Raw genomic sequence first — 25028 nt, 5'->3', positions numbered from 1 at the left:
GCAGGAGGGAAGACTTATGGAAAAACGCAAAAAATGGGATCTGCCGCATTGGGTCACGCCAGGAGTCTTTTCTGGCCATTTTGTGGTCGATGAAGCGGTAGAGCGCATCTCGATTGTGAAACCCGGTGAAAAAGGACAGGAGGCCGCCGTGGAAAAAGCGACAGCGACGGAACAGACCGCTTGCGAGCAGCCCGCAGAGGCGCGAGAGCTGGTGCTGGAGCCGAAGTTCGAGATCATGATGAGAGAAACCGACGTGGTGACGACCGAGCAACTGGAGAAGCTGGAGCAGGAGGTTGCCGCCTTGAAGGAGTCGCTTGCCGCCTGGGAAAAACGGTGGAAAAAAGCCGAGGAAGAGCAGGCCAAAGAAAGGCAATATTTGTATCAGGTGGTTCTTTCCTTGAAAAAGGAGTGGGAGAGCGAGCGTAATGAACATCGCCATAATTAGCCCGGGGCCCTTTTCCGTGCCACCCGTCAAAGGCAGCTCGGTGGAGCACGACATCGACGAAGTGACGAAGATGATCGATCCCGAGCACAAAGTGACGATCTACACCCGGCGCTGTGCGACCTACCCAACGTCGTCCGTGGAGGACAACCGGGAGTTCATTCGCTTCCCCTACGATGGTCCAACACCTTATTTGCGCAAGATCATCAAGCATATTCGCAAGCATAAACCGGATGTCATTCTCGTCGAAAATCGGCCGATTTACGTCTTGCAACTCAAAAAGCATTTTCCCAAAATTCCGGTTTTCGTCAACATGCATTCGCACGTCTACGGCTCTCCCGCCATGATTAGCAAGGAAAAAATGAAGCGGGTCGTCCGGCTGTCGTCCGGATTTATTACGAACAGCGAGTTTTTGCGCCAGCATTTTATCAAGGCGTGCAAAATTCCTCCACACAAAATTCACGCCGTGCATCTCGGGGTAGACGTGTCGCCGTACCAGGTGGCAAAGCTGCATTACACGATCAAAAAGCTGCGCAAACAGATCGGCCTCGCAGCGGATGACCGCGTTTTGTTTTACGCGGGAAGGCTCATGCGGGGAAAAGGCGTCCACATTCTCATCAAGGCGTTTCACCAGGTCAGCAAGCAAGACCCTCGCGCGCGGCTCGTCATCGTCGGCGGAACCGGCTACGGCAGCAATCGCTTAAATCCGTACGTGCGCGAGCTGAAACGGCTGGCGAAACCGCTCGGCGACAAAGTACGCTTCGTCAATTTCGTCCCCAGCGCGCAGATGCCGCTGTATTACCAGATTGGCGATGTCGTGGCGACGCCCTCGATCTGGAAGGAGGCCTTTTGCCGCGTCAACCTCGAGGCGATGGCATCGAGCAAGCCTGTCATTTCCACGACGCGGGGCGGGATCAAGGAGGTTGTCACCCATCAAGGCAGCGGGTTCCTGATTCCGCCCAAAGAGTGGGAAAAAGAACTGCCCGCCATCTGGGAGCTGCTCTGGAGCACGCCGCACGTGCGCACGGAAATGGGCAAACAGGCATTGCTTCGCGCAAAGCAATTCTCCTGGTACGCCACGGCGCAAGGCTATTTGAATGTGTTTGAAAGCGTGGTCGGCAAGCAGCCAAAAGAAAAGCAGCCGCTGCTCAAAACGGGATGATTCACTTGTCCAGCCGCTAGGTTATTGCCCTTTTTTTGTGCCCGGTGGACGTCTGCCCTGTCCAGAGATCACGAGGCGCATACCTTATAAGTATCGCAGAGCACAACTGGGGAGTGATACTTGTGAAAGGGTTAATCTTGTGTGCTGGACGTGGTACGCGACTGCACCCCTTTTCCTATTCGCAACCAAAAACCCTCCTCCCTGTGGCCAATCATCCGGTATTACACTACTGCATCAGCAAACTGCGTGAAGTGGGTGTGCATGACATCGGCATCGTCATCCACCCTTCCCAAGTGCAGATTCCTCCCTTGGTGGGCAATGGTAGTCAATTTGGGGCTACCATTACTTTTATCGAGCAGGAGGTGCCGCTTGGAATCGCACATGCTGTCCATTTAGCGCAACCGTTCTTGCAAGACGAACCGTTTATCTTGTTACTTGGTGACAACTTGTTGATGGATTCGCTGCACGGGCTAATGCGTGCGTTTACCAGTGAAAAATCAGACGGTGTTGTGATGCTAAGTGAAGTGGAGAGACCACAGGATTATGGGATTGCCGAAGTACAGGAAGGGCGTCTGGTCTCCGTGGAAGAAAAACCTCGTCAGCCGAAGAGCAATCTGGCTGTCATTGGCGCATACCTGTTTACCCCACCCATTTTTGAGTCGATTGCTACACTGCAGCCATCCGCCCGTGGTGAATATGAAATCACGGATGCGATCCAGTCCATGATTGATCGCGGTTTTCATATTGCGCATGCACTTACGAGCGGCAAGTATTCCGATGTGGGAACCATTGATCGTTGGCTGGAGGCAAACCGTTGGATGCTGGCAAAAGATTTGGGTCAGACTCACCAGATTGGCCAAAGGTCCGTCGTCACAAACTGCGAGATTTTCGGACCTGTGCTGATCGGGGAAGACTGTCACATTGAAAATTGCCGGCTCGGTCCGTACGTTTCGATTCAAAACGGGGTGCATCTGAAAAATTGTGCGCACATTGAGAACAGCATCCTGTTGGAAAACAGCTCGCTCATGGACGTCGCCTGGAGCGTTACGGACAGCGTTTTCGGAAGGTCGTCTCATTTGACAGGACAGTCAGCCAATTCGAGCGGTGTCTTCATTTTAAGCGACAAGTCATCGATTCGCATTCCAGCCGTGAAGAGGGAGGACACATGAACCCAACCTTTACTGTGGTCATCCCGACGTACAATCGCGCCAAGTTCATCCGCAAAGCGATCAACAGTGTCTTGAAGCAGACGACAAAAGACTGGAAGCTGTTAATCATTGACGATGCCTCTACCGACAAGACGAGGAAAAAGGTAGAGAAGTATTTGTACCATCCGAACATCATGTACTACCGGATGGAACAAAACTCCGGCATCGGAAAAGTGATGAACCAGGCCTTGTCTATGGTCGACACGCCATACCTTTTGCAGCTTGATTCGGACGATTGGCTGCCAAAGCGGACGCTGGCTGTCATTAAAAAGTACATTCGCAAGAGTAAAAAAAGTACGGCGCTCTACTACGGCAACGTCAAAATATGGCGAGTGCGGCGCGGGAAATACTACAACCCGTTTCTCGTCAAGCACAAGCATTTTCGCAACAAATACCAGTTTTTGAAGTACAACCGCTGGATGGTGGCGCCGCGCTGCTACCGGGTCGAAGCGCTTCGGGAGGTCGGAGGTTGGGATACCTCCGACAAATACGAAGGCCGAATCATGGAGGATCGGCGCATCATTTTGCGGCTGATTGAAAAATACCGCGTCCGGTTTATCAATCGCAAGCTGTACAACCGGACGAAGCACAAAGGACAGCTTACCGACAACAAGATGAAGCGGAGACGCAATCATTTACGCAAAAAAACGTTCAAATATTACCTCAAACGCTGGGGCAACAAATACAAAGCGGTCTACGGCTACAAGGATGGCTATCTCGTCATTAAACGGTTGAAGAAAGTGAGGCGGCGGAAGCGATGACAAAAGCACTTGTCACCGGTTGTGCTGGTTTTATCGGGTCGCATCTGACCCAGCGCTTGCTAAATGACGGGGTGACAGTGATCGGCATCGACGGCTTCGTCGATAACTACGACGTTGCTGCCAAACTCCGCAATCTCGCAGAGATCGGGAGCCATCCCGCCTTTACTTTTCATTCAACCATGCTGCAGTCAGAGCGGTGGAAAGACTGGCTGGACGGAGTAGATGTGGTCTATCACCTGGCTGCGCTGCCCGGCGTGCGGAACAGTTGGGGCAAGGCATTCGTGGAGTACGTCAGTCACAATATTTTGGCTACCCAACTGCTTCTGGAGGCGTGCATGCAAAGGCCAAAACCGCCTGTCATCGTCGTCTCTTCTTCCTCTTCTGTGTACGGCACGATGCAAGGGACGCTAACGGACGAATCCGCTCCGCTGCGTCCCGTATCGCCTTATGGCGTCACGAAGGAAGCGATGGAGCAGGTGTGCTCCGTCTACGTCAAAGCGTACGGACTGCCGATCACGATGCTGCGCTACTTTACCGTGTACGGCCCGAGACAGCGGCCGGACATGGCTTTTCACCGCTTTTTCCGGCAAATGATGAAGGGAGATCCCGTCGTCGTTTACGGAGATGGGCAGCAATCGCGAGACTTTACCTACGTTACGGACGCCGTGGAGGCAAACATATTGGCGGGGCGCCACGCTGCACCTGGCGAGATATTCAATGTGGGTGGAAATCGTGAAGTCAAGTTGATCGACGTGCTGAACATCATGGGCACGCTGATGAACATCTCGCCGAAAATCAGCTTTCAGCCCGGTCCGGCAGGCGACTCGCTGCGCACCTGCGCGGACATTCGACTGGCTGAGCAGCGCCTGGGCTACCGTCCGCAAGTTTCCTTGGAAGAGGGGCTTCGTCGGCAGTTGGCGGATATGCGTTTTCAGCCGAGGAGCTAAAACTCGAAAATAGGAGGCCAGTTGCATGCATCGGGTCCTCGTCTATCGGAGAAAATTCCTGCCCCGAAGCGAAACCTTCATCTACGAGCAATTGCTTGGGCACCAGAGAGTCAAACCTGTCGTGCTGACCAGACAGCGGCCGTTCAACCGCAAACAGTTTCCGTACTCGCCGGTCTATGTGCGCAAGGCAATGGCGGGCCTCTCCGGGTGGCTGAAGCGAAAAAAGATCAAATGCTTGCATGCGCGGTTTGGCCCGGCTGGCCTGGAGCTGCTTCCGTACGCCAAAAAGGCGGGCCTGCCGTTGATTACTTCTTTTCACGGCTTCGATGCGACCAAGCGCGTGCGGGAAAATCCGGGCTATCGCCGCTCGCTGAAGCGACTGTTTCGCAAAGGCAAGGCGTTTACCGTCGTCAGCAATCATATGAAAAAGCGGCTGATCCGCCTGGGCTGCTCGGGCGACAAAATCACGCTGATCCGCTCCGGCATTGATCTGCGCAAATTTCCGATGCTGCCGCCCCAGCCGGTCCACGATGGCGAGTACCGGCTGCTCAGCGTTGGCCGCCTGACGGAGAAAAAAGGCATGGACACGTTAATCCAGGCGTTCGTGCAGGTGCACAAAAAGCATCCGAAGGCCAAGCTGATTATCGTCGGCGACGGCGAGAAAAAGAAAAAGCTGCGCAGCATGATTAAAAAATACAAGCTGGAAAAGCAAGTCGTCCTCAAGGGCGCTTTGCCGCATCAAGCGGTGCAGCGCGAGCTGGCGCGATGCCATCTGTTTGTCATCGCCTGCAAAACGGCCAAAAACGGCGACCAGGAAGGCATCCCGAACGTGCTGATGGAAGCGATGGCGTCCGGCAGGCCCGTCATTTCGACGTATCACGCGGGCATTCCCGAACTGGTGGAGCACGGGGAGTCCGGCTATCTCGTCCCGGAGCGCTCTCCGGCGAAGCTCGGACGGATGATAAACCACGTGCTCGCATCCGCGCACGAATGGCCGGAAATGACGGCGCGGGCGAGGATGAAGGTGGAGAAAAACCACGATATTCACCAGCAGCGTCTCAAGCTGGAGGAGCTTTATTTGCGTGTGATGAAAAAACGATGAGGTGAAGTGATGAAAGTTGCCGTTATCGGTACCGGCTACGTAGGGCTGACAACCGCTGTCTCCCTGGCCATGAACGGCCATCAGGTGATCGGCATCGATCTGGTCGAAGCCAAAATTGTCAAACTGAGGCAAGGAATCTCGCCCATCTACGAGCCCGGGTTGGAGGAAGCGCTGAAACAGGTGCTGGAAAACGGCACCCTCGCTTTTTCCACGAAGCTGCAGGAGGCAGCAGACGCGGACGTTTTCTTTGTTTGCGTCGGCACTCCGGAAGCGGCTGACGGGACCGCCGATTTGCGCTATTTGTACAGTGCCGTAGCTGCGATCGAACAGATGCATCAAGCCTCCCCGAAAAGGCGAGTCGTAGTCGTCAAAAGCACGGTGCCAGTGGGGACAGGCGACAAGGTTGCCGAGCTGCTCAGCGGCTGCGGGGAGCTGTCGGTCGCGTCCAATCCGGAGTTTCTGCGAGAGGGCAGTGCGCTGTACGACGCGCTGGCGCCTTCGCGGATTGTCATTGGAGCGGGCGAGCCGGAAACGAGAGAGGTCATGGAGGAGCTGTACAAGGGGGTGGACGCTCCGCGCGTGGTCACGACCCGCGCGAACGCCGAACTGATTAAGTACGCCTCCAACGCCTTTTTGGCGACGCGCATTTCTTTCATGAATGAGCTGGCGCGGCTGAGCGCGGCACTGGGAACCGATATCGTGACGATCGCGCACGGCATGGGGCTGGACAGCCGGATCGGGCCGGAGTTTTTGCGGGCGGGCGTCGGCTATGGCGGATCCTGTTTTCCGAAAGACACGATTGCCTTGCTGCAGCTCGCTGCGCAAAACGGCATCTCGCTCGGTATTTTGGAGCAAGTGCGCAAAGTCAACGCCACGCAGCCCGTCTGGTTTTTGCAGCAGTTGCAACCGTTCGTTCCGGACTGTCGCGGCAAGCGGATCGCGGTACTCGGATTGGCGTTCAAACCGGATACGGACGACATTCGCGAGGCGCCGTCCCTGGCCGTCCTGCAAGCGCTGGAGGAAAAGGGAGCTGCGGTTTTCGCCTACGATCCGATCGCAGCCGACGCCGTGCGGCAGAAGTTTCCGAACGTTACGTACACCAAGACAGCCGAAGAAGCCGTGCAAGGCGCACATGCCGCGCTTTTAATTACCGAGTGGAAAGAGTGCGTGCAGCTCGATTGGGAACAGGTCTACCAAAAGATGGCCCAGCCCGTTTTGCTGGACGGACGCAATGCGTGGCCGGCCAAAATCGTCAAGGAAGCCGGATTTCGCTATGTGGGCGTAGGAAAAAGCTGACTTTTCCGCAGGAGAAGCTCAGCTTTTTTCTTTTGCCGCGAAAAAGCAGGTACCAACTGTGCTAATGATTTGAACAAGATGGCATAATACGGTAGGATAGTCACATATGAATGATTTGACCATTCTTGTGCAAATGACGAGGGAGTGATCGCGGTGAACAAAAGCAAAACATTGCCAAAACGAAGTGACGTCCCCGCTGAATACAAGTGGCGGTTGGAGGATATTTACGCGACCGACGCGGACTGGGAAAAGGATGTGCAAAAGGCGAAGCAACTGACCGAGCAGATTGCCGCCCTGAAAGGGACGCTGGCGCAGTCCGGGAAGCAGTTGCTCGCAGCGCTGACCTTGCAGGACGAGCTGCTGAAGACGCTCGATACCGTGTACGTGTACGCGCGCATGCGCCGCGACGAGGACAATGCGAACAGCACGTATCAGGGACTGACTGACCGTGCCACCAGCCTCAGCACGCAAGTGTACGGGGCAATCGCGTACATACAGCCGGAGATTTTGGCGATCCCGACAGAAGAGCTGGAGAAGTGGATCAAGGAAACAGAGGGACTCGCGCATTACCGGATTTTGCTGGAAGAGATTACGCGCTTCAAGCCGCATACGCTTTCCGCGGAAGAAGAGGCGCTTCTGGCGAACATGAGCGAGCTGGCTTCTGCCCCGACCAAAATTTTTGGCATGCTGAACAACGCCGACATGAAGTTCCCGATGATTACGGACGAAAACGGCGAAGAGGTCGAGCTGACCAAAGGGCGCTACACGCAGTTCATGGAGAGCAAGGACAGACGCGTGCGCAAGGAAGCTTTCCAGGCGCTGTACGCCACGTACGGCAAGTTCCGCAATACGATCGCGGCGTCGCTGACTTCTGCGATCAAAGGCGACGTCTTCTACGCCCGGACGCGCAAATATCCGTCCGCGCTGTACGCGGCTCTTTTCTCGGACAATGTGGACTTGTCCGTGTACGACAATCTGATCTCGACGATCCGCGAGCATTTGCCGCTCATGCACCGCTACATCGCCCTGCGCAAAAAGCTGCTCGGCGTAGAGGAGCTGCACATGTACGACCTGTACGTGCCGATCGTGCCCGAGGTCGACATGAAAATCCCGTACGACCAGGCGGTAGCCACGATCAAGGAAGCGCTGCATCCGCTCGGCGAAGAGTACGGCCGCGTGCTTGCCGAAGGCTTTTCCAACGGCTGGATCGACGTGCACGAAAACGAAGGAAAGACGAGCGGGGCGTATTCGTGGGGCGCGTACACGACCCATCCGTACGTGCTCATGAACTACCAGGATAACGTGAACAACATGTTTACGCTGGCGCACGAGATGGGCCATGCGCTGCACAGCTACCACTCCAACCAGGCGCAGCCGTACACGTATGCGGACTACAAAATTTTCGTGGCCGAAGTGGCTTCGACGCTCAACGAAGCGTTGCTGATGCACCACTTGCTGCAGACCACGACAGACAAAAAGCAGCGGATGTACTTAATCAACTACTACCTGGAGCAATTCCGCGGCACCGTTTTCCGGCAAACGATGTTTGCCGAGTTCGAAAAGATCGTGCACGAGAAGGAGGAGCAGGGAGAGCCGCTGACAGCCGATTCGCTCAGCGCGATTTACCGCGAGCTGAACGTCGCTTACCACGGACCGGAGATGGTCGTGGACAGCGAGGTGGACCTGGAGTGGGCGCGCATCCCGCACTTCTATCGCAACTTCTACGTCTACAAGTACGCCACCGGGTTTTCGGCCGCGACGTCCTTGTCCAAACAGATTTTGGAGGAAGGCCAGCCGGCTGTGGACCGCTACCTGCAATTCCTCAAGGGCGGCAGCTCCGACTATCCGCTCAATCTCTTGAAAAAGGCGGGCGTGGACATGGCTTCTCCGGCTCCGATCGCGGAAGCGTTGAGCGTGTTCAAAGGCTTGCTGGACGAAATGGAACAGCTTCTCGCAGAAAACTAAACAGCGTCACCGCATGAAAAGGCAGTCAAGCTATCAGGCTTGGCTGCCTTTTCCTTTTTTACAAAATATTAGCGAGAAGTCCAAAAAAAGGTAACGGTCATGCATATTGTTCGTATATACTTATGAACTGGTGGGGATTGTGTTCTCCGTCTCGGGGCTGAGGCAAATTTCCAACCACTGACTGTTTTGCAGGAAAGGTAAAAACTGGCACAATTACGCAAGGGAATGATTGTGAACATTTGGAGGAATCATTGTGAAAAAACGGGCATCGATCATTATGGCCTCTCTCTTGCTGGTTACAGCCGGCTGCGGAGGATCGGCACCAGAGCCTCCGGCGCAGGTGGAAGCCAAAGCGAAAGTCGTGGAGGTCATCAAAGTACAGAAGGCCGCACAACCTGTTTTCCTGCGGGTAACGGGAATGGTGGAAGCAAAGCGCGACGCGGAACTGCCCTTTGGCACTGGGGGAACGATTTCGGCCATCCAGGTGAGCAAAGGGATGAAGATTGCACAAGGACAGCTTTTGGCGACACTGGATTCGCGCTACTACCAAAAAGAAGTCGAAGCCGCTGCCAGCCAGGTAGAAGAGGCGGCCGCCCGCAAAACGAAAGCGCTGAAGGGCGCGACAGCAGAAGCGATCGAGCAGCAGCGCCTGCAAGTGCAAAGTGCCCAGAGCCGTCTGGAAAAGGCGAAACAAGACCTCGCAGCAGGCGAGAAGCTGTTCGCGGGAGGCGCTATTTCGCAAACCGAAATAAATGATTTGCGCCGCGCCCTGACCCAAGCGGAAATTTCCGCCCGCGACGCCCAGTTGTCGCTCACCGAGCTGCAACGCGGAGCGCAGCCCGAGGACATCGCGATGGCGAACGCTTCGATCAAGGCGGCAGCCGGACAGGTGGAGCGGGCGAAAAAGAGTCTGGATGATGCGAAAATTCACGCGCCTTTTGCCGGAACGGTCGTAGACGTTTACAAGCAGACTGGCGAGCAGGCTTCTCCAGGCGAGAAAATCGTCCATCTGGTCGACTTGACGGAAGTGAAGATCACGCTCGACGTCACCAACGATCTCATCAGCCAGTTCCAGGAAAAGGCGAAGGTGCAGGCAGTATCTGACGACGGGAAAAAGAGCGAGGGCACGATTACCTTCGTCTCGCCTGTCGTGAGCAAGGAGACGGGCAAGTACCGCGTGGAAGTGACGATTCCGAACCCAGACGGCTTCTGGCGCGGGGGAATGGCTGCGACGATTGAGGCGCCGCGCAAAGTAAACGGGTTCCTCGTACCGCTGGAAAGCGTCGGAGTCAGCTCTACCCAGCATTACGTCATGGCGGTGGAAAACGGCCTGACCGTGAAAAAGGAAGTCAAAACCGGACAAATTGTCGACGATCAAATCGAGATTCTCTCGGGTGTCAAAGAAGGCGACCAGCTTTTGCGCAGCGGTATTACTTTCTACGTCGAGGGGCAAAAAGTAGAGGCGAAGGGAGAATAGCGCATGAACAAGATGATTCTCTTTTTGCTGAAGCGGCGCCTGATCGTCTATCTGTTTACCTTTTTGCTCGTCATCGCCGGTCTTGGCTCCCTGCTCAGCTTCAACGTTGAGCTGGTTCCGAAAACGAACTTCCCCGTGCTCTCCGTCAACATCTCAGGTGGGGCGCTGCCTCCGGAAGAGATGGAAGAGAAGATTACGAAAAAAGTAGAGCAGGAACTGAAATCGATTGCGGATATCAAAGAATATTCGTCTACGACAGGTACCGGCTACGTCAACGTGCAGATTACGGCCACGGAAGGGCAAGGCGAAAAAGTCAAGCAGGACGTGCAAAATGCCGTGAACCGCTTGCGCAACGGGTTCCCGAAAGCCGTTGACAGCGTCAGCGTGAACCAGATGAACTTCGGGAATGAACAAATGATCGACTACGCGCTGGTCGGAGCCGATCCGCAGGCGATGCTCAGCCTGGCGAAAACGACGATCAAGGACCGGATCGAGGAAGTGTCCGGGGTGAAGGAAGTCGCCGTATCGGACCGCAGCTTCGAAAACAAGATCGCCATCACTTTGCGTCCAGACAGGCTGAGTGCGTATCGGACTACCCCGTCAGAGGTGATCTCGCAGCTTCAGGAGACGAACTGGAAGCAAGCGATCGGCACGCTGGAAAACACGGGCTTTGACACCGTCGTCATGATTGACAACACGTTCAACTCGGTTCAGGAACTGAACGCGTTGCCGATTGTGACGCCAAACGGCACGGTTACGTTGGAACAGCTCGCGACGGTCGAGGACTTGCGCGGAAAAGTGAAAGATTCGGTAGCGCTGACGAACGGAAACGTATTCGTGCACTTGAGCGTTTCGCGCGCGGATGGCAGCGACCTGATTACGACCCAGCGCAAAGTCGAGGAAGTCGTCCGCGGGATCAATGCGGAAGCGAATGGCAAATACCAGATGAAAGTCATGTTCGAAGCCGTTTCGTACATCGAGCATGCGGTGACCAATCTCAGCCGTGACGTTTTGATCGGTGGCGCGCTGGCGATCATCATCTTGTTCGTGTTCCTGCGCAACTGGCGGGTGACGCTCGTCATCGCGACGACGCTGCCGCTGTCCGCGCTCATGACGTTTATCGCCATGAAAATCGGCGGCTACAACATCGACATGGTCAGTCTGCTCTCGCTTAGCTTGTCTGTCGGCCTGATTGTCGACGCCGCAATCGTCGTCCTGGAGAGCATTTACCACTTCCGGGAAAGAGGCGAGGAGCTCAAGCAGGCGATTATCAAAGGAACGCGAGAGGTTTTGACGCCGGTCTTCACCTCGCAGCTCACGATCATCATCGTCTTTTTGCCGCTCGTCTTTGCTGACTTTGAAGACTGGCTCAAACCGATTTTGGCGACGATTGCCTTTACGGTATCTTCCGCCATTATCGCATCGACCATCGCCGCTTTCTTTTTCGTTCCCGTCTTTTCCGATCGTTTTTTGCAAAAAGACAAACACGTCGCGCTGGAAGGCGAAGGAAAAGAGCATGTGGTTAATCGGTTGTTTAACAGCCTCTTGCGACTGGCCTTGCGCCACCGGGTCAAGACGATTATCGTCGCGCTCCTGATGTTTGTCGGCGCGGGCTTCCTCATGCCGCTCATGAAGATGGGGCAAGGCATTAACCCGAATGAAAACTTCATTTTTGCCACGCTGGAGATGCCTACCGGCTCCACCCTGGAGCGGGCACAGAAGGCGGCACTGACCGGAGAGGAAGCGCTGCGCGGCATCCCGGAAGTAAAAGACGTGTTCTTCTTCTCCTCCAGCACAGGGTCCGAGATTTTCATTTCGCTCGTGCCCAAATCAGAGCGCACGCGCGACAAAGAACTGTTGACGGCCGATATTAACGATCGCCTCAACTCGATCCCGGGCATTGAATCCATCTCGATGACGTTCGGGCAGCAAGGGGCTTCGGCGCCGATCCAGCTCGACATCATCGGGGATGATATGGAGCAAATGCGCAAAATCGCTACCGATGTGGAAGGCATGCTGTCCACCGTACCGGGCTTGACCAACATTCGCAACGACTTTAAAGAAGGCAAGGAAAAAGTAACGCTCATTCCGAAGCAGGAGGCGCTCGCCAGACTGAACGTCGACCACCGCTCCTTGCTCCAGCAGTTGAGCGTATGGATTGGCAGCCAGCAGATCACGTCGATCACGAAGGATGGAATCGAGGTGGATGTCGTCGCCCAAATGCCGGACGACTGGCTGAAGCACCCGGAACAGCTCAAGCAAATGATGGTGACAGCCAAGGACGGCGCCCAGGTGCCGCTGGCTGACCTCGTGGACTGGTACTACAGCAAGTCTCCGATTACGTTGATCCATGAAAAAGGCGAGCGGATCGTAACGGTATCTGCCGAGATGCAAGGAAGCGACTTGGGGACGGTTGGCCGTGAAATCAATGAGAAGCTGCCGGGCCTGGTCGTTCCTGCCGGGTACAAGGTGGAGATCGCCGGGAAGCTGAAAGAGCAAAGCGCCAACCTCGCGCAAGGGATTTTCGTCTTCGTCGGCGTGCTCGCGTTGATCTACGTCATCATGGTCGCGCAGTTTGGCCGTCTCTCGCAGCCGTTCATTATTTTGCTGACGATTCCGATGGCCTTGGTCGGCGTGGTGATGGGCTTCGTGCTTACACAACGAACGTTTGGCGAAATGGCGATGATCGGGATTATCATGCTGGTCGGGATCGTCGTGTCCAACGCGATTTTGCTGATCGACCGGATCAACCTGCTGCGCAATCGCGGGATGGCTACCGCCGAAGCGATTGTACAAGGCACGAAGGACCGCGTCCGCCCGGTTATCATGACGAAGCTGACGGCGATTCTGGGGATGCTGCCGATGGGACTGGCGATGGCGGAAGGCTCCGACCTGGAGGCACCGCTCGCGACAGCCGTAATTTCCGGCTTGATCTTCCACACGCTGGTGACGCTGGTGCTCGTGCCTGTGCTGTACTCGTTGTTTGAAGGAGCCAAAGAAAGACGGCTCGCCCGCAAGGCAGCGCGTCAGGCCAAACGAGAAGCAAAGCGCACCGCGAAGCAAAACAAAAACAGCAACACGTCTCACAAAGAGATGTAACGGCGAAAAAGAGAAGGGGAGTGTGCTTTTCCCCTTCTCTTTGCTTTTCGTTCGTCTGAAAGTTCTGTAGAATATAAAGCAAGGATGATACATACAAAACCAAAACCGTACCTCGAAAGGAGCGTTGAACATGGATCTTCAATTGCAGGGCAGGACAGCCCTCGTGCTCGCCTCGTCAAAAGGCTTGGGCAAAGCGACCGCGCTCTGCCTGGCGCAGGAGGGAGCGAATGTCACCATTTGCGGCAGAGACGAGCAGGCGATGGAAGCCGTGCGCGCCGAAATTGAGCAGGCAGCGGGGCAGTCGCCTCTGGCCGTTCCGGTGGATGTCACCAAGCCGGGAGACATCGAGCGAGTCGTGCAGGAAACGGTTCGCCACTTCGGCAGCGTAGATATACTGGTCAACAACTCGGGCGGACCTGCGACGGGCAAGTTCGACCAGTTGACGGACGAGCAGTGGATTTCGGCCTTCGAGCTGAACCTGTTGAGCTACGTCCGGGCGATCCGCGCTGTTTTGCCGCACATGCGCGCCAAGCAGTTCGGGCGAATCGTCAACTTTGCGTCTTCCTCGTTCAAGCAGCCGCTGGAAAACTTGATCTTGTCGAACACGTTTCGCACAGGGGTTCTGGGGCTGGCCAAAACGCTTTCCGCTGAGCTGGGGCCGGATGGCATTCTCATCAACACGATCGGCCCGGGACGAATTGCGACAGACCGGGTGCAGCAACTGGACGGGCTGAGTGCGCAGGGGCATGGGATCAGCGCAGAGGAAGTCCGGCAAAACTGGGAAAAACAAATCCCGGTCGGCAGGTACGGCCAGCCGGATGAGTTCGCGCGCATGGTGACGTTTTTGGCATCGCCAGCCAACAGCTATGTCACGGGGCAGTCTTTCCTCGTGGACGGAGGACTGGTTCGGGCGATCTAGCAGCGAAAAAACGCCAAACAGGCAAAAGCGAAGGAGGAACTACGCATGAGCAAGGAAAGCTCGTTTGACATCGTTTCGAAAGTAGACTTGGCCGAAGTGAACAACGCCATTCAAACCGCCTTGAAGGAGATCGAGAACCGCTTCGATTTCAAGGGGAGCAAGAGCAGCATCAAACTGGAAAAGGACGAGCTCGTCCTTGTTTCCGACGACGACTTCAAGCTTAGCCAGGTCAAGGACATTTTGCTGGGCAAGCTGGTCAAGCGCGACGTGCCGATCAAAAATTTGGACTACGGAAAAGTCGAGCCGGCAGCGGGCGGCACCGTGCGCCAACGGGTGAAGCTGGTGCAGGGCATCGACAAGGACAACGCCAAAAAGATCAACGGCATTATTAAGGATGCCGGCCTGAAGGTGAAGACGCAAATTCAGGACGATCAAATTCGCGTGACAGGCAAAAGCAAGGATGATCTGCAGCAAGTCATCAGTGCGATTCGCAAGGCGGATTTGCCGCTCGAGGTGCAATTTATCAACTACCGCTGACGGCTATAGCAAAGTTTTGCTTCTACCTCTCTTTCCTCTCGCATATGCATGTACAAATAAGTGACAAGCACTTGCGAAAGGGAGAGTAGAGACATGAAGGTCTTTATTATCAGTATGCGCAATCTCATTTTGGGCGGAATCGTCTTTCTGGTTGTTCTGGTGGCGGGCATCGTGCTATTGGTCAAAGATCCGTTGCACGTCTCTGACTCCTATCGTCCAGGTGACACGAGTGTTCCGGCCACGACCAATGCCAGTGCTCCGTTGACCCAGCCGGAAGGGGCAGCCAAGCCGTCGTTGAACATGGATATACAGGTGGATGGAACGACAGCGGAAGTATCGCTTTTGACGCAAAACTTCGAGTTCGTGCAGGAAAACGGCGAGCTTGGGCAAACGCCGGTGTATGGAAAAGGCCACGCCCATCTGTACCTCGATGGCGAGTCCAAAGGAATGATCTACCATCCGGAGTTCATGCTGAAAAAGTTGCCGAAGGGCGAGCATGAGATTCGCGTCGAGCTGAACTACAGCAACCATCTGCCGTACAAGGTGGAAGCGACGCAAAAAATTGTCGTGAAGTAAACGGGAAGCGTTCCGATTGGGGGACGCTTTTCTTTTTTCTATCGAGAAGGAATATGATGGGAAGGAACGAATCCTAGTTAATAAAGATGGAATAGTCTGAATGTTTTGGAGGTGCTTGTATGCTGCGAATGATTACGATTGGCAACTTGCTGGATGAGGCAGCCAGACTGTATCGGGACAAGGAAGCGTTGGTCTATCAGGAGCGATCGCTCCGCTATTCGTTCGCCCAGTTTCAGGAGGTGTGCAACCGGGCGGCACGAGGCTTCATGTCGCTCGGGATTCAAAAAGGCGAAAACATCGCCATCTGGGCCACTAATGTACCGGAGTGGGTCATTTCGCAATTTGCGACGGCCAAGATGGGCGGGGTGCTGGTGACGGTCAACACGAGCTATCGCGTTCACGAGCTGGAATATTTGCTGCGCCAGTCGGAGTCGACGACATTGCTTTTGATCGACGGCTATCGCGACGCCAACTACCTGGAGATGATCCGGGAAATTTGTCCGGAGCTTGCGACGTGCGAGCCCGGCGCTCTCGTGTCCAAGCGGTTGCCGAACTTGCGAAATGTCGTCTACTTGGGCGAAGAGCGCCAGCCCGGCATGTTTTTATGGAAAGACTTGCTGGAGCGAGCCGAGCTGGTCAGCGAGGAAGAACAGCGTTTGCGCCAGGAGTCGCTGTCTTTCGATGACGTCATCAACATGCAGTACACGTCCGGCACGACAGGCTTTCCGAAAGGCGTCATGCTGTCCCACGTCAACATCGTCAACAACGCGATCAAGGTCGCGGAATGTCAGGGACTCGGGGTAGACGATCGCGTCTGCATCCCGGTGCCGTTTTTCCACTGCTTCGGCTGCGTGATGGGCACGCTCGCCTGCGTTGCGACGGGAGCGACGATGGTTCCGGTCATCGCCTTTGATCCGGGGCTGGTGCTGTCGATTGTCGAAGCCGAGCGCTGCACGGCGCTGTACGGGGTGCCAACGATGTTCATCGCGGAGCTGAACCATCCGACTTTTGAACAGCGCGACCTCAGCTCGCTGCGCACGGGCATTATGGCCGGGTCCTTGTGCCCGATCGAGGTGATGAAAAAAGTCGTGGACAAAATGGGCATTCGCGACATTACGATCGCCTACGGACAGACCGAGTCTTCGCCTGTCATCACCCAGACGCGGCCGGAGGATTCCATCGAGCGCAAGGTATCGACCGTCGGCCGGCTGCACGAAGGGGTCGAGGCGAAAATCATCAACCCTGCCACGGGAGAGATTGTCCCCCCTGGTGTACAGGGCGAACTGTGCACGCGCGGGTATTTGGTGATGAAAGGCTACTACAACATGCCGGACCAGACGGCAAAGGCGATCGACGAGGAGGGCTGGCTGCATACCGGAGACTTGGCGACCGTAGACGAGGAAGGGTATTACCGGATTACAGGCAGGCTGAAGGACATGATTATTCGCGGCGGCGAAAACATCTACCCGCGCGAAGTCGAGGAGTTTTTGTACACTCATCCGAAAATATTAGACGTCCAGATCGTCGGCGTGCCGGATGCCAAATACGGCGAGCAGGTGCTGGCCTGCATCCGCGTCAAGCCGGGAGAGACATTGACCGAGGAGGAAGTGCTGGCATACTGCGAAGGAAAAATCGCCCGCTTCAAGACGCCGCGCTACATTCAGTTTGTGGACGAATACCCGATGACGGCGTCCGGCAAAATTCAAAAATTCAAGCTGCGTGAACAGGCGCTGGCGACGTTTGGCCTCACAGATCCCGCCCAGACCGAGCTAGCGTAAGCAAACGAAGCGCCAGGATATTTTCCTGGCGTTTTGTTGTGGCAATCCTTTACAACCTAGCAACTCTTTACTATGATGAGTGGAAATGCTAGGAGAGGGGAAGCAAAAGATGGAAGTTCGACGATTGGGACCAGAGGATACAGAAGCGTTCGTCAAAGTAAGGTTGGAAGGGCTGCAAACCGACCCGGACGCGTTCGGCGCCACCTATGAAGAGGAAATCAAGCGCCCGATGGCCGAATGGCAGGAACGGCTTTCCCAGGGGCCTGAGGGCGACAGCGGCTATTTCGGCGCTTTTGTCGGGGGCGAGCTGGCGGGCATCATCGGCTATTTCCGGCACCGCGGACTGAAAGCGAGACACAAAGCTTCCGTCGTATCCATGTACGTCCGCGAAGCGCATCGTGGAACAGGTGTTGCGGCCGCGCTGATGCAAGAAGAGCTGGCCTATTTGAGACAGCGGGGCGACATCGACCAGGTACAGCTTGCCGTTGTCACGACAAACCCCGGCGCGGTGCGCTTTTACGAAAAAATGGGCTTTTTGCCGTACGGCTTGGAAAAACGGGCGTTGAAAACAGGGGAGCGCTACGTCGACGAGACGCATATGTACATGCTGTTGCACGATTGACAGTTGCCGTACGTGACGACGGCACGCCGAAGCGGCCGCGCGGGTCGCATGGCCCCGTGCATGTGACAGTCTCCCCCCATCGGTTGGTGGAGGCGGGGGGATGCGAACCTCCGTCCGACCTTGGTGCCCCATCGGGGGAAAACAGCGGATCCAAGCAAAAAAGCGAAGGCATGAACAGCTTGCATGCCTTCGCTTCGCTATGAGACGGACTTTTTTTCGTGGGCCAGCTTAACGAGCTTGACGGCTTGCCTCGTAAGCGGCGATTTTGTCTTCGTACTGCAACGTGATGCCGATATCGTCGAGGCCGTTCAGCAGGCAGTAGCGGCGATACGGATCGACCTCGAACGGGTAGGACAGACCTTCGCTGTCGCGCACTACCTGCTCCTCAAGGTCAATGGTCAGCTCGTAATTTTCGCGGCTTTGCGCGCGCTGAAACAGTTCATCTACCTGTTCTTCGCTGAGCTTGATCGGCAGAATGCCGTTTTTGAAGCAGTTGTTGTAAAAAATGTCCGCAAACGACGGAGCGATCACACAGCGGAAGCCGTAGTCCAGCAAGGCCCAGGGAGCGTGCTCGCGCGACGAGCCGCAGCCGAAGTTGTTGCGAGCGAGCAGCACGGTCGAATCTTTGTACGCTGGCGTGTTCAAAATAAACGAGTCAATCGGCGTGCCATCGGCCGCAAAGCGCCATTCGTAGAACAAAAACTGGCCAAAGCCGCTGCGTTCGATGCGCTTGAGGAACTGTTTCGGGATGATGGCGTCTGTATCTACGTTGACACGGTCCAATGGTGCGACCAGTCCGGTATGGACGACAAATGGGTTCATTGGAATACCTCCTTGCTTACGCTCTCTCTTTTCCATTCACGTACGTCTACGAAGTGGCCTGCAATCGCTGCCGCTGCCGCCATTTCCGGGCTGACCAGGTGCGTGCGTCCGCCGCGGCCCTGGCGGCCTTCGAAGTTGCGGTTGGAGGTAGAAGCGCAGCGCTCTCCTTCCGACAGGACATCCGGGTTCATCGCGAGGCACATGGAACAGCCGGATTCGCGCCAGTCAAAGCCGGCTTCCTGGAAGATGAGGTGCAAGCCTTCTTCTTCTGCCAACTGCTTGACAGCCTGGGAACCAGGGACGACCATGGCGTGCACGTTAGGGGAGACTTTGCGTCCTTTTGCCACTTCCGCTGCTTTGCGCAAGTCTTCGATCCGACCATTTGTACAGGAGCCGATGAAGACGCGGTCGATCTTGATTTCGCTCATCGGCGTGCCTGGAGCCAAATCCATGTAGGCGAGCGCGTCTTGAGCCGCTTTGCGTTGTGCCGCTGTTTCAAAAGACTCGGGGTCTGGAACGGTGCTGGTAATGTTGGTGCCCATGCCAGGGCTTGTTCCCCAAGTCACTTGCGGCGCGATGGTAGCCGCGTCGATTTCGACACAGGTGTCGTAGGTTGCGCCTTCATCGGTGCACAGTTGCTTCCACGCTTCTACGGCTGCGAGGAAATCTTCGCCTTGCGGAACGTAGCGTCTGCCTTTCAGGTAGTCGAACGTCGTCTGGTCCGGAGCGATCAGCCCGGCGCGTGCGCCACCCTCGATCGTCATGTTGCAGACGGTCATGCGCTCTTCCATCGTCAGCTTGCGGATGGCTTCGCCCGTATATTCCACGACATAGCCGGTAGCAAAATCAGTTCCGTATTTTGCGATAATCGCCAAAATTAAGTCTTTTGCGCTGACGCCAAAGGGCAGCTCACCGTTCACGCGGACTTCCATCGTTTTCGGCTTTAGCTGCGGCAAGCATTGTGTCGCGAGAACGTGTTCGACCTCGCTCGTTCCGATTCCGAAGGCGAGAGCGCCGAAAGCACCGTGCGTAGAAGTGTGGCTGTCGCCGCACACGATCGTTTTGCCGGGGTGGGTCAGGCCAAGCTCCGGGCCGATGACGTGGACGATCCCTTGGTCCGGGCTGTTCAGGTCAGCGAGCGTAATGCCAAATTCGCGGCAGTTTTCGGTCAGCGTCTCCATTTGCTGGCGGGAGATCGGGTCTTTGACATTGAAGCGATCCGCTGTCGGCACGTTGTGGTCCATGGTGGCAAAAGTCAGCTCAGGACGGCGTACTTTGCGGCCAGCCAGGCGGAGTCCTTCAAACGCCTGCGGGGAAGTGACCTCGTGCACCAGGTGCAGGTCGATGTACAACAAGGTCGGCTTGCCGGCTTCCTCGTGAATCACGTGATTGTCCCAAATCTTTTCAAATATCGTGCGGGGTTTCATCAATGATTTCCTCCTTCGTGCGAAAACTCTTAACAAGGTTGTATCATGGCAAAGGAAATAGTTCAAAGATATAATAATTATGAGAAGGATAGCTTTTGCCTATCGGGAGGTTTTTATGGAGTTACGACAGATTCGTTATGTGCTTGCGGTTGCGGAGGAACGCAGCTTTTCGCGGGCAGCCAACCGTTTGCATCTGGCTCAGCCGTCGCTTAGCCAGCAGATTGCCAAACTGGAAAAAATACTCGGGGTCAGCCTGTTCCATCGTTTGCCCCAGCATGTGGAGCTGACGGATGCGGGCCAACGGTTCGTGCAGGTCGCGCAAACGCTCGTGGACATGTCCGAAGGGCTGGAGCGGGAGATGCGCGCTTATGCGGTCGGAGAGAGCGGACGGCTTTTGGTAGGCAGCCTGCCGATTACAGGCGCGTATGTGCTGCCGCGCGTACTGCCGACGTTTACCAAGCAGTTCCCGGGAGTCGAACTGCAACTGATGGAGGAAACGTCCAGCCATCTGGAGCAATTGCTCGTGCGGGGCAAAATAGATGTCAGCCTGCTGACGATGCCGATCAGCGATCCTTCGCTTGCGATCATCCCGGCCATCAATGAAGAAATTTTTCTCGCGGTTCCACCGCAGCATCCTTTGGCGGGCAAAAAGGAGGTAGACCTGGCGGAGATTGCGGATCAACCGTTTATTTTGCTCAAGGAAGGCCAAGGCTTTAGGACGATCTCTCTGCGGCTGTGCGAGCAGGCTGGCTTCCGTCCGCGCATCGTGTTTGAGAGCACCAACATCCAGACAGTCCAGTCGCTCGTGGCGGCGGGGATGGGGCTGTCGTTTGCGCCGAAAATGATTACGCTCGCGCCGGGCACGCTGGAGCCGCCTGTTTACGTGCGGCTTGCGACAAGGCCGTATCGGACGCTCGTCGTCGCCTATCGCAAGGACAAGCCGCTGTCTCGCCCGGCAGAAGCGTTTGTGCGATGTTTGGTGGAGCAGGGCGGCGCCCTGTAGCTTACAGGAGAAGTGTCGGCCTCGTGCGACAAACGCGCATTTTTTGTGCTACACTATTGCCAAATCATTCTAGGTAGGAAGGAAGATCCCGAAATGAGAGAAATCAAGACAGAAGCAGAATTTGAACAGGCGATTGCTTCCAGCAAGCCCGTTGTGGTGAAGTTTTTCACCGATTGGTGCCCGGATTGCCACCGGATTGATCCGTTCATGCCGGAAGTCGAAGAAAAGTATAAAGACCAGTTGGACATGGTTGCGGTCAATCGCGATACGCTGCCAGACCTGTCGCAGAAATACGATGTGTTCGGAATCCCCAGCTTCATCGCGTTCAGCCAGGGCAAAGAGCTGATCCGCTTCGTCAGCAAGCTCGGAAAAAGCCGCGAGGAGATCGAGCATTTTCTCGACCGCGCCGTTCAGGTGAATAGCGGACTCACAGAGGCGTGACAGCACGAACATAAGGCAGGAGATTGACCATGCGATCGATGAAAAAGGAAGGAGAATGGCTCGTTGCCCGCTTGCAGGCGGACGACGACGCCATCCCGATCGGGAACCTGCTGCGCGAGGTGTGGAAGTTGCCGCGCAAGCAGGTCCATCTTTTGTTTCAGCATAAAGAAGTGCTCGTAGACGGCGCACCTGTCGCCCAGCATGTGCCGGTAAGAGAGGGGCAAGAGATTCGCCTGCGAATGTGTCCGCCGGAGCCGCTGGGGCTTGCGCCTGCCAGCGAGTCGCTGCAAGTGTTGTATGAAGACGACCATCTGTTAATCGTAAACAAGCCTTCGGGCATGCTGTTGCATCCAACCGAGCCGCACCATCATCTGACGCTGGACCATCTGGTGTCGGGGCATTTTTTCCGGACGGGGTTGCAAGCGAAGGTGCGCCACGTCCACAGGCTCGATCAGGATACGTCCGGGGTGGTGCTGTACGCCAAGCACGCCTGGGCGTCTGCCTTGCTGGACGAAATGCTGCGCGAACGCAAAATCAAGCGGACGTATATCGCCTTCGTCTCGGGGCAAATGGCCAAGGGCAGCGGAAAGATCAACGAGCCAATCGGCAAGGATAGGTATCATGCGACACGCAGACGAGTGGCTCCAAACGGCGACCCCGCGATCACCCATTACGAGGTCAAGGAGCGCTACAAGACCGCGACAAAGGTGGAGTGCAGGCTGGAGACGGGACGGACGCACCAGATTCGCGTCCACATGAGCCATCTCGGCCATCCGCTGCTCGGCGACGAGCTGTACGGCGGCAAGCGCGATCTGGTCAAAAGACAGGCGCTGCACGCGGCCGTTCTCACGCTTGCGCATCCGTTTGGAGGCGAAGCCGTGGAAGCATGCGCGCCGCTTCCGCTCGATCTGCTCGCCTTGGAAAAGAAGCTGCGATAAGCGCCATTTGCCCCGCTGCTGAATAAACTGCCAAGGAGGAAACGAGAGAGGGTGGAAGAATGAAACGACCCGCAATCGGCATCTTGACTTGGCGGGAGGGCAAACGCTTCGCAGAGCCAACCTATTTCCGGCGACTGCTCAAGGCAGGACAAGAACTGGGCTGCACCGTTTTTTTGTTTTCGCCCAAGGATGTACTGGCCTCGGGCAAGCAGGTGAGAGGATACGTCCTGGATGCGCAGGGCAAATGGCAAGGACGCCTGTTCCCTCGCCCGGACGCCGTGTTCGACCGCTACCGCTATACGCCGACGCAAGCGTTCAAAGACTACGTCGCTTTTCGCCGCACCAGCGATTTTTTATACGCAAACAATCGGTTGGCAAACAAGTGGCGCGTCCACGAAGTGCTGCACCGCGATCCGCGCATGCATCGCTGGTTGCCGGAAACTGTGTTATATAACAGAAAAAACCTCGTCCAAATGCTGGGCAAACATTCGTTTCTGTACGTCAAGCCGCTGAACGGGACGGGCGGGCGCAATCTTTTTTCCATCGAGAAGCGCGGGGGAGGCTATCGGCTGCTGGGACGCGACAAGCAGCGGGCGAAGGTCCAGAGCTTTATCACGGACATTTCCGCCGTCCAGCGCTGGGCCGATCGCTGGACGCGACAGGAAAAGTTTATCGTCCAGCAGGGGCTGCATCTGCAACTGGTGCCATCGCGCGCCGTGGACATGCGGCTGTTGATCCAGAAAACCGGGCAAGGCGAGTGGAGCATCACCGGGCATGGCATCCGTGTGGGCGGGGAGCGCAGCGCGACCTCGAACCTGCACGGGGGAGGCAAGGCGGTTCCGGTGTTTGATTTCTTGCGCCCGCGCTTCGGCGAGGACCACGCTGCCCGGATTGTCCGCGACTGCGAGGAGCTGGCCTATCAGACAGCGTTGACGCTGGAGGAACATTTTGGCCGCATGGTCGAGTTTGGGCTGGATATCGGGATTGACGTGGATGGACGCGCCTGGCTGATCGAAGTGAACCCAAAGCCCGCGCGGGAAATTTTTCGCGAGATGGGCGCGATCGAGCAGTACAGACAGGCGATCCGGCGGCCGCTGGAGTACGCGCTCTATTTGGCAAAAACGCAGGGGCGCGAAGGACGGGAGCCTTTCTTGAAACGCAAAGTGGCAAGTCGATAGGAAAGACGCAAGCGTAGTAACAGCCGAGCTGATAAAGCATCGGCTGTTTGGCGTGTGTGCAGGGGGTGTGAGTGGGGGTATGAAGTGGGAAAGGGAACAGAAATTTATTTACATAACATTAATTATGTAAATAAATAATATAGGAACGGATCGTGTACACATCTGTTTTGCTACTGAGAGTGTGTCCTTGCGACGAGTGAGACAGACAATGGAACGATGCCATTAGAATTGCAAGGACAGCAAAGGAGAAGGGAACGAGTAGCCCTCGTTGTTCCGTCATACTAAAAACAGGACGACGCCTCTTCGCAAATGATAGTGCACAACGATTTTGATGTAAGTGAACAAAACTGTTGAGTGCTAGCTGAAGCTAAAGATAAAATCATATGCAGCGCATATAAAAAATTCTACGCAGAAAATTTAAAAAAGAATGGGGTAATTTTTTCGTAAACAAACCGATGAATTTACACGTTTGCCCCTGCAGATTTACGGCTCCCGCGACCAGCGCGAATGCATCTGCACGCCGCAGCAGATCCAAAAGTATCGGTCAAAATTGTCCGGCCCGCTGCTTGACCGGATCGACCTGCATCTGGAAGTTCCCTGGTTGCCGGTAACGCTGATGTAGGAGCGGCCGCAGGCGGAATCATCCGAAGAGTTCCGCCGCAGAGTAGAAGCGGCGAGGGACATTCAATGCGAGCGTTACCGGCACCCCCCGCCGCTCCTTTCAACAGCGCGATGAACGGAGAGGAGTTGCGCCGGTATGCCAGCCTGGACAGAGAGGGGCAGAGGCTGCTGCAGTTTGCCTTTTCAAACGCTCCCAACGGTCAGAAATTTCACACCTGCACGATCTTACCACCCGGCCCAACGAGATTGTAGCAGACATCCACGACCGGATGCCGGTGATTCTACGGCGGGAGGATGAAAGCATTTGGCTAGACCGGGAAAAGGACGATGCTGATTATCTCCTTCTTTCATTGTATTTGGGAGACAGACGCCTTTTTTTCATGTGTTCCTTCCGATATGTGTAATCCAATCACACCAGCAATGATCGCAGCGATAGACAAAATTTTCATGATGGAAACAGATTCCTTGAAGTATAGAATTCCGATGGTTGCGATAATAGCGGTTCCTACTCCCGACCATATCGCATACGCCATACTTACATCAATATGCTTCAGTGACAAGGTTACGAGCGTAAGACTTAGTCCATAAAAAACAAAGATGGTAATAGAGGGGAGTAGCTTCGTAAAGCCTTCCGACAATTTCATGGACGTCGTACCGATTACCTCCGAAAGAATTCCTAACAAAAGGAGTACCCAACTCATTCGATT

Annotated in this window: 23 protein-coding genes and 1 pseudogene; 21 read left to right on the top strand and 3 right to left on the bottom strand. The window is 55.6% G+C overall.

Annotated features, from left to right (window positions below):
- Nucleotides 1–16: 16 nt before the first annotated feature.
- From AC27IT_RS05695 to AC27IT_RS05625, 15 genes are all read left to right on the top strand, one after another.
- Nucleotides 17–445 carry a hypothetical protein gene (locus AC27IT_RS05695; protein ID WP_005834604.1) on the top strand — a complete coding sequence of 143 codons (429 nt, stop codon included), beginning with the start codon at nucleotides 17–19 and terminating at the stop codon, nucleotides 443–445.
- Nucleotides 426–1604: a glycosyltransferase family 4 protein gene (locus tag AC27IT_RS05690; protein WP_005834603.1), complete on the top strand. Its 1179-nt coding sequence runs from the start codon at nucleotides 426–428 to the stop codon at nucleotides 1602–1604. The genes AC27IT_RS05695 and AC27IT_RS05690 overlap by 20 nt, the downstream gene beginning before the upstream one ends.
- 122 nt (nucleotides 1605–1726) lie before the next feature.
- Nucleotides 1727–2773, top strand: coding sequence for a glucose-1-phosphate thymidylyltransferase (locus AC27IT_RS05685; protein ID WP_487091667.1), 1047 nt, complete (start codon nucleotides 1727–1729; stop codon nucleotides 2771–2773).
- A complete protein-coding gene (locus AC27IT_RS05680) occupies nucleotides 2770–3573 on the top strand; it encodes a glycosyltransferase family 2 protein (RefSeq protein WP_327944612.1) in 804 nt (267 codons plus the stop codon). Before AC27IT_RS05685 ends, AC27IT_RS05680 begins: the two co-directional genes overlap by 4 nt.
- A complete protein-coding gene (locus AC27IT_RS05675) occupies nucleotides 3570–4520 on the top strand; it encodes an NAD-dependent epimerase/dehydratase family protein (RefSeq protein WP_487091666.1) in 951 nt (316 codons plus the stop codon). Before AC27IT_RS05680 ends, AC27IT_RS05675 begins: the two co-directional genes overlap by 4 nt.
- A gap of 25 nt (nucleotides 4521–4545) precedes the next feature.
- Nucleotides 4546–5622, top strand: a complete 1077-nt coding sequence (locus AC27IT_RS05670; protein WP_005834594.1) for a glycosyltransferase — start codon at nucleotides 4546–4548, stop codon at nucleotides 5620–5622.
- A gap of 9 nt (nucleotides 5623–5631) precedes the next feature.
- Entirely contained in the window at nucleotides 5632–6918 is a 1287-nt protein-coding gene (locus AC27IT_RS05665; RefSeq protein WP_221842110.1) for a UDP-glucose dehydrogenase family protein, read from the top strand.
- A gap of 153 nt (nucleotides 6919–7071) precedes the next feature.
- Entirely contained in the window at nucleotides 7072–8883 is a 1812-nt protein-coding gene (gene pepF / locus AC27IT_RS05660; RefSeq protein ID WP_007785361.1) for an oligoendopeptidase F, read from the top strand.
- A gap of 253 nt (nucleotides 8884–9136) precedes the next feature.
- Nucleotides 9137–10360, top strand: a complete 1224-nt coding sequence (locus AC27IT_RS05655; protein ID WP_431809133.1) for an efflux RND transporter periplasmic adaptor subunit — start codon at nucleotides 9137–9139, stop codon at nucleotides 10358–10360.
- A gap of 3 nt (nucleotides 10361–10363) precedes the next feature.
- The gene (locus AC27IT_RS05650; RefSeq protein WP_238500602.1) at nucleotides 10364–13459 is read left to right on the top strand and encodes an efflux RND transporter permease subunit; all 3096 of its coding nucleotides are present in this window, start codon (nucleotides 10364–10366) and stop codon (nucleotides 13457–13459) included.
- A 130-nt stretch (nucleotides 13460–13589) separates the two neighbouring features.
- A complete protein-coding gene (locus AC27IT_RS05645) occupies nucleotides 13590–14378 on the top strand; it encodes an SDR family oxidoreductase (RefSeq protein ID WP_327944610.1) in 789 nt (262 codons plus the stop codon).
- Nucleotides 14379–14423: 45 nt separating this feature from the next.
- The gene (locus AC27IT_RS05640) at nucleotides 14424–14915 is read left to right on the top strand and encodes a YajQ family cyclic di-GMP-binding protein (RefSeq protein ID WP_005834584.1); all 492 of its coding nucleotides are present in this window, start codon (nucleotides 14424–14426) and stop codon (nucleotides 14913–14915) included.
- A gap of 93 nt (nucleotides 14916–15008) precedes the next feature.
- Entirely contained in the window at nucleotides 15009–15491 is a 483-nt protein-coding gene (locus tag AC27IT_RS05635; RefSeq protein WP_005834582.1) for a hypothetical protein, read from the top strand.
- 119 nt (nucleotides 15492–15610) lie between these two features.
- Nucleotides 15611–17269 carry an AMP-binding protein gene (locus AC27IT_RS05630; RefSeq protein ID WP_005834580.1) on the top strand — a complete coding sequence of 553 codons (1659 nt, stop codon included), beginning with the start codon at nucleotides 15611–15613 and terminating at the stop codon, nucleotides 17267–17269.
- A gap of 109 nt (nucleotides 17270–17378) precedes the next feature.
- Nucleotides 17379–17891: a GNAT family N-acetyltransferase gene (locus AC27IT_RS05625; RefSeq protein ID WP_025845614.1), complete on the top strand. Its 513-nt coding sequence runs from the start codon at nucleotides 17379–17381 to the stop codon at nucleotides 17889–17891.
- Nucleotides 17892–18119: 228 nt separating this feature from the next.
- On the opposite strand, the gene leuD is transcribed toward AC27IT_RS05625, so the two are convergent.
- Complete coding sequence (leuD, locus tag AC27IT_RS05620) at nucleotides 18120–18713, bottom strand: 3-isopropylmalate dehydratase small subunit (protein ID WP_005834576.1); 594 nt, start codon at nucleotides 18711–18713, stop codon at nucleotides 18120–18122.
- Nucleotides 18710–20140, bottom strand: a complete 1431-nt coding sequence (leuC, locus tag AC27IT_RS05615; protein WP_487091665.1) for a 3-isopropylmalate dehydratase large subunit — start codon at nucleotides 20138–20140, stop codon at nucleotides 18710–18712. Before leuC ends, leuD begins: the two co-directional genes overlap by 4 nt.
- A gap of 115 nt (nucleotides 20141–20255) precedes the next feature.
- Here leuC and AC27IT_RS05610 point away from each other — a divergent pair, with 115 nt between their 5' ends.
- The 6 genes and pseudogenes from AC27IT_RS05610 to AC27IT_RS05585 all read left to right on the top strand — a co-directional run.
- A complete protein-coding gene (locus AC27IT_RS05610; RefSeq protein ID WP_007785346.1) occupies nucleotides 20256–21143 on the top strand; it encodes a LysR family transcriptional regulator in 888 nt (295 codons plus the stop codon).
- A gap of 93 nt (nucleotides 21144–21236) precedes the next feature.
- Nucleotides 21237–21584 (top strand): thioredoxin family protein, encoded by a 348-nt coding sequence (locus tag AC27IT_RS05605; protein WP_005834571.1) that lies wholly within the window; start codon nucleotides 21237–21239, stop codon nucleotides 21582–21584.
- 29 nt (nucleotides 21585–21613) lie between these two features.
- The gene (locus AC27IT_RS05600) at nucleotides 21614–22522 is read left to right on the top strand and encodes an RluA family pseudouridine synthase (RefSeq protein ID WP_327944609.1); all 909 of its coding nucleotides are present in this window, start codon (nucleotides 21614–21616) and stop codon (nucleotides 22520–22522) included.
- A 59-nt stretch (nucleotides 22523–22581) separates the two neighbouring features.
- A complete protein-coding gene (locus AC27IT_RS05595; RefSeq protein ID WP_327944608.1) occupies nucleotides 22582–23700 on the top strand; it encodes a YheC/YheD family endospore coat-associated protein in 1119 nt (372 codons plus the stop codon).
- 469 nt (nucleotides 23701–24169) lie between these two features.
- Entirely contained in the window at nucleotides 24170–24322 is a 153-nt protein-coding gene (locus tag AC27IT_RS05590) for an ATP-binding protein (RefSeq protein WP_283859176.1), read from the top strand.
- A 197-nt stretch (nucleotides 24323–24519) separates the two neighbouring features.
- Nucleotides 24520–24662, top strand: a pseudogene (locus tag AC27IT_RS05585) (SOS response-associated peptidase family protein); the annotation flags it as partial.
- 6 nt (nucleotides 24663–24668) lie between these two features.
- On the opposite strand, the gene AC27IT_RS05580 reads toward AC27IT_RS05585, so the two are convergent.
- The gene (locus AC27IT_RS05580; RefSeq protein WP_025845605.1) at nucleotides 24669–25022 is read right to left on the bottom strand and encodes a DMT family transporter; all 354 of its coding nucleotides are present in this window, start codon (nucleotides 25020–25022) and stop codon (nucleotides 24669–24671) included.
- Nucleotides 25023–25028: the final 6 nt, after the last annotated feature.

The sequence above is a fragment of the Brevibacillus sp. YAE8 genome (assembly GCF_057543335.1).
The sequence above is the reverse complement of the archived record's forward strand: the minus strand, read 5'-3'. Positions and strand labels throughout refer to the sequence as shown.

Bases quoted from the DNA above. Each gene is read 5' to 3' on its own strand.
- AC27IT_RS05690 (WP_005834603.1), top strand. From the start codon at position 426: ATGAACATCGCCATAATTAGCCCGGGGCCCTTTTCCGTGCCACCCGTC.
- AC27IT_RS05675 (WP_487091666.1), top strand. From the start codon at position 3,570: ATGACAAAAGCACTTGTCACCGGTTGTGCTGGTTTTATCGGGTCGCAT.
- AC27IT_RS05635 (WP_005834582.1), top strand. From the start codon at position 15,009: ATGAAGGTCTTTATTATCAGTATGCGCAATCTCATTTTGGGCGGAATC.
- AC27IT_RS05680 (WP_327944612.1), top strand. From the start codon at position 2,770: ATGAACCCAACCTTTACTGTGGTCATCCCGACGTACAATCGCGCCAAG.
- leuD (WP_005834576.1), bottom strand. From the start codon at position 18,713: ATGAACCCATTTGTCGTCCATACCGGACTGGTCGCACCATTGGACCGT.
- AC27IT_RS05645 (WP_327944610.1), top strand. From the start codon at position 13,590: ATGGATCTTCAATTGCAGGGCAGGACAGCCCTCGTGCTCGCCTCGTCA.
- AC27IT_RS05665 (WP_221842110.1), top strand. From the start codon at position 5,632: ATGAAAGTTGCCGTTATCGGTACCGGCTACGTAGGGCTGACAACCGCT.
- AC27IT_RS05625 (WP_025845614.1), top strand. From the start codon at position 17,379: ATGGAAGTTCGACGATTGGGACCAGAGGATACAGAAGCGTTCGTCAAA.
- AC27IT_RS05605 (WP_005834571.1), top strand. From the start codon at position 21,237: ATGAGAGAAATCAAGACAGAAGCAGAATTTGAACAGGCGATTGCTTCC.
- AC27IT_RS05650 (WP_238500602.1), top strand. From the start codon at position 10,364: ATGAACAAGATGATTCTCTTTTTGCTGAAGCGGCGCCTGATCGTCTAT.
- AC27IT_RS05670 (WP_005834594.1), top strand. From the start codon at position 4,546: ATGCATCGGGTCCTCGTCTATCGGAGAAAATTCCTGCCCCGAAGCGAA.
- AC27IT_RS05610 (WP_007785346.1), top strand. From the start codon at position 20,256: ATGGAGTTACGACAGATTCGTTATGTGCTTGCGGTTGCGGAGGAACGC.
- AC27IT_RS05630 (WP_005834580.1), top strand. From the start codon at position 15,611: ATGCTGCGAATGATTACGATTGGCAACTTGCTGGATGAGGCAGCCAGA.
- AC27IT_RS05640 (WP_005834584.1), top strand. From the start codon at position 14,424: ATGAGCAAGGAAAGCTCGTTTGACATCGTTTCGAAAGTAGACTTGGCC.
- leuC (WP_487091665.1), bottom strand. From the start codon at position 20,140: ATGAAACCCCGCACGATATTTGAAAAGATTTGGGACAATCACGTGATT.
- AC27IT_RS05595 (WP_327944608.1), top strand. From the start codon at position 22,582: ATGAAACGACCCGCAATCGGCATCTTGACTTGGCGGGAGGGCAAACGC.
- AC27IT_RS05695 (WP_005834604.1), top strand. From the start codon at position 17: ATGGAAAAACGCAAAAAATGGGATCTGCCGCATTGGGTCACGCCAGGA.
- AC27IT_RS05600 (WP_327944609.1), top strand. From the start codon at position 21,614: ATGCGATCGATGAAAAAGGAAGGAGAATGGCTCGTTGCCCGCTTGCAG.
- AC27IT_RS05580 (WP_025845605.1), bottom strand. From the start codon at position 25,022: ATGAGTTGGGTACTCCTTTTGTTAGGAATTCTTTCGGAGGTAATCGGT.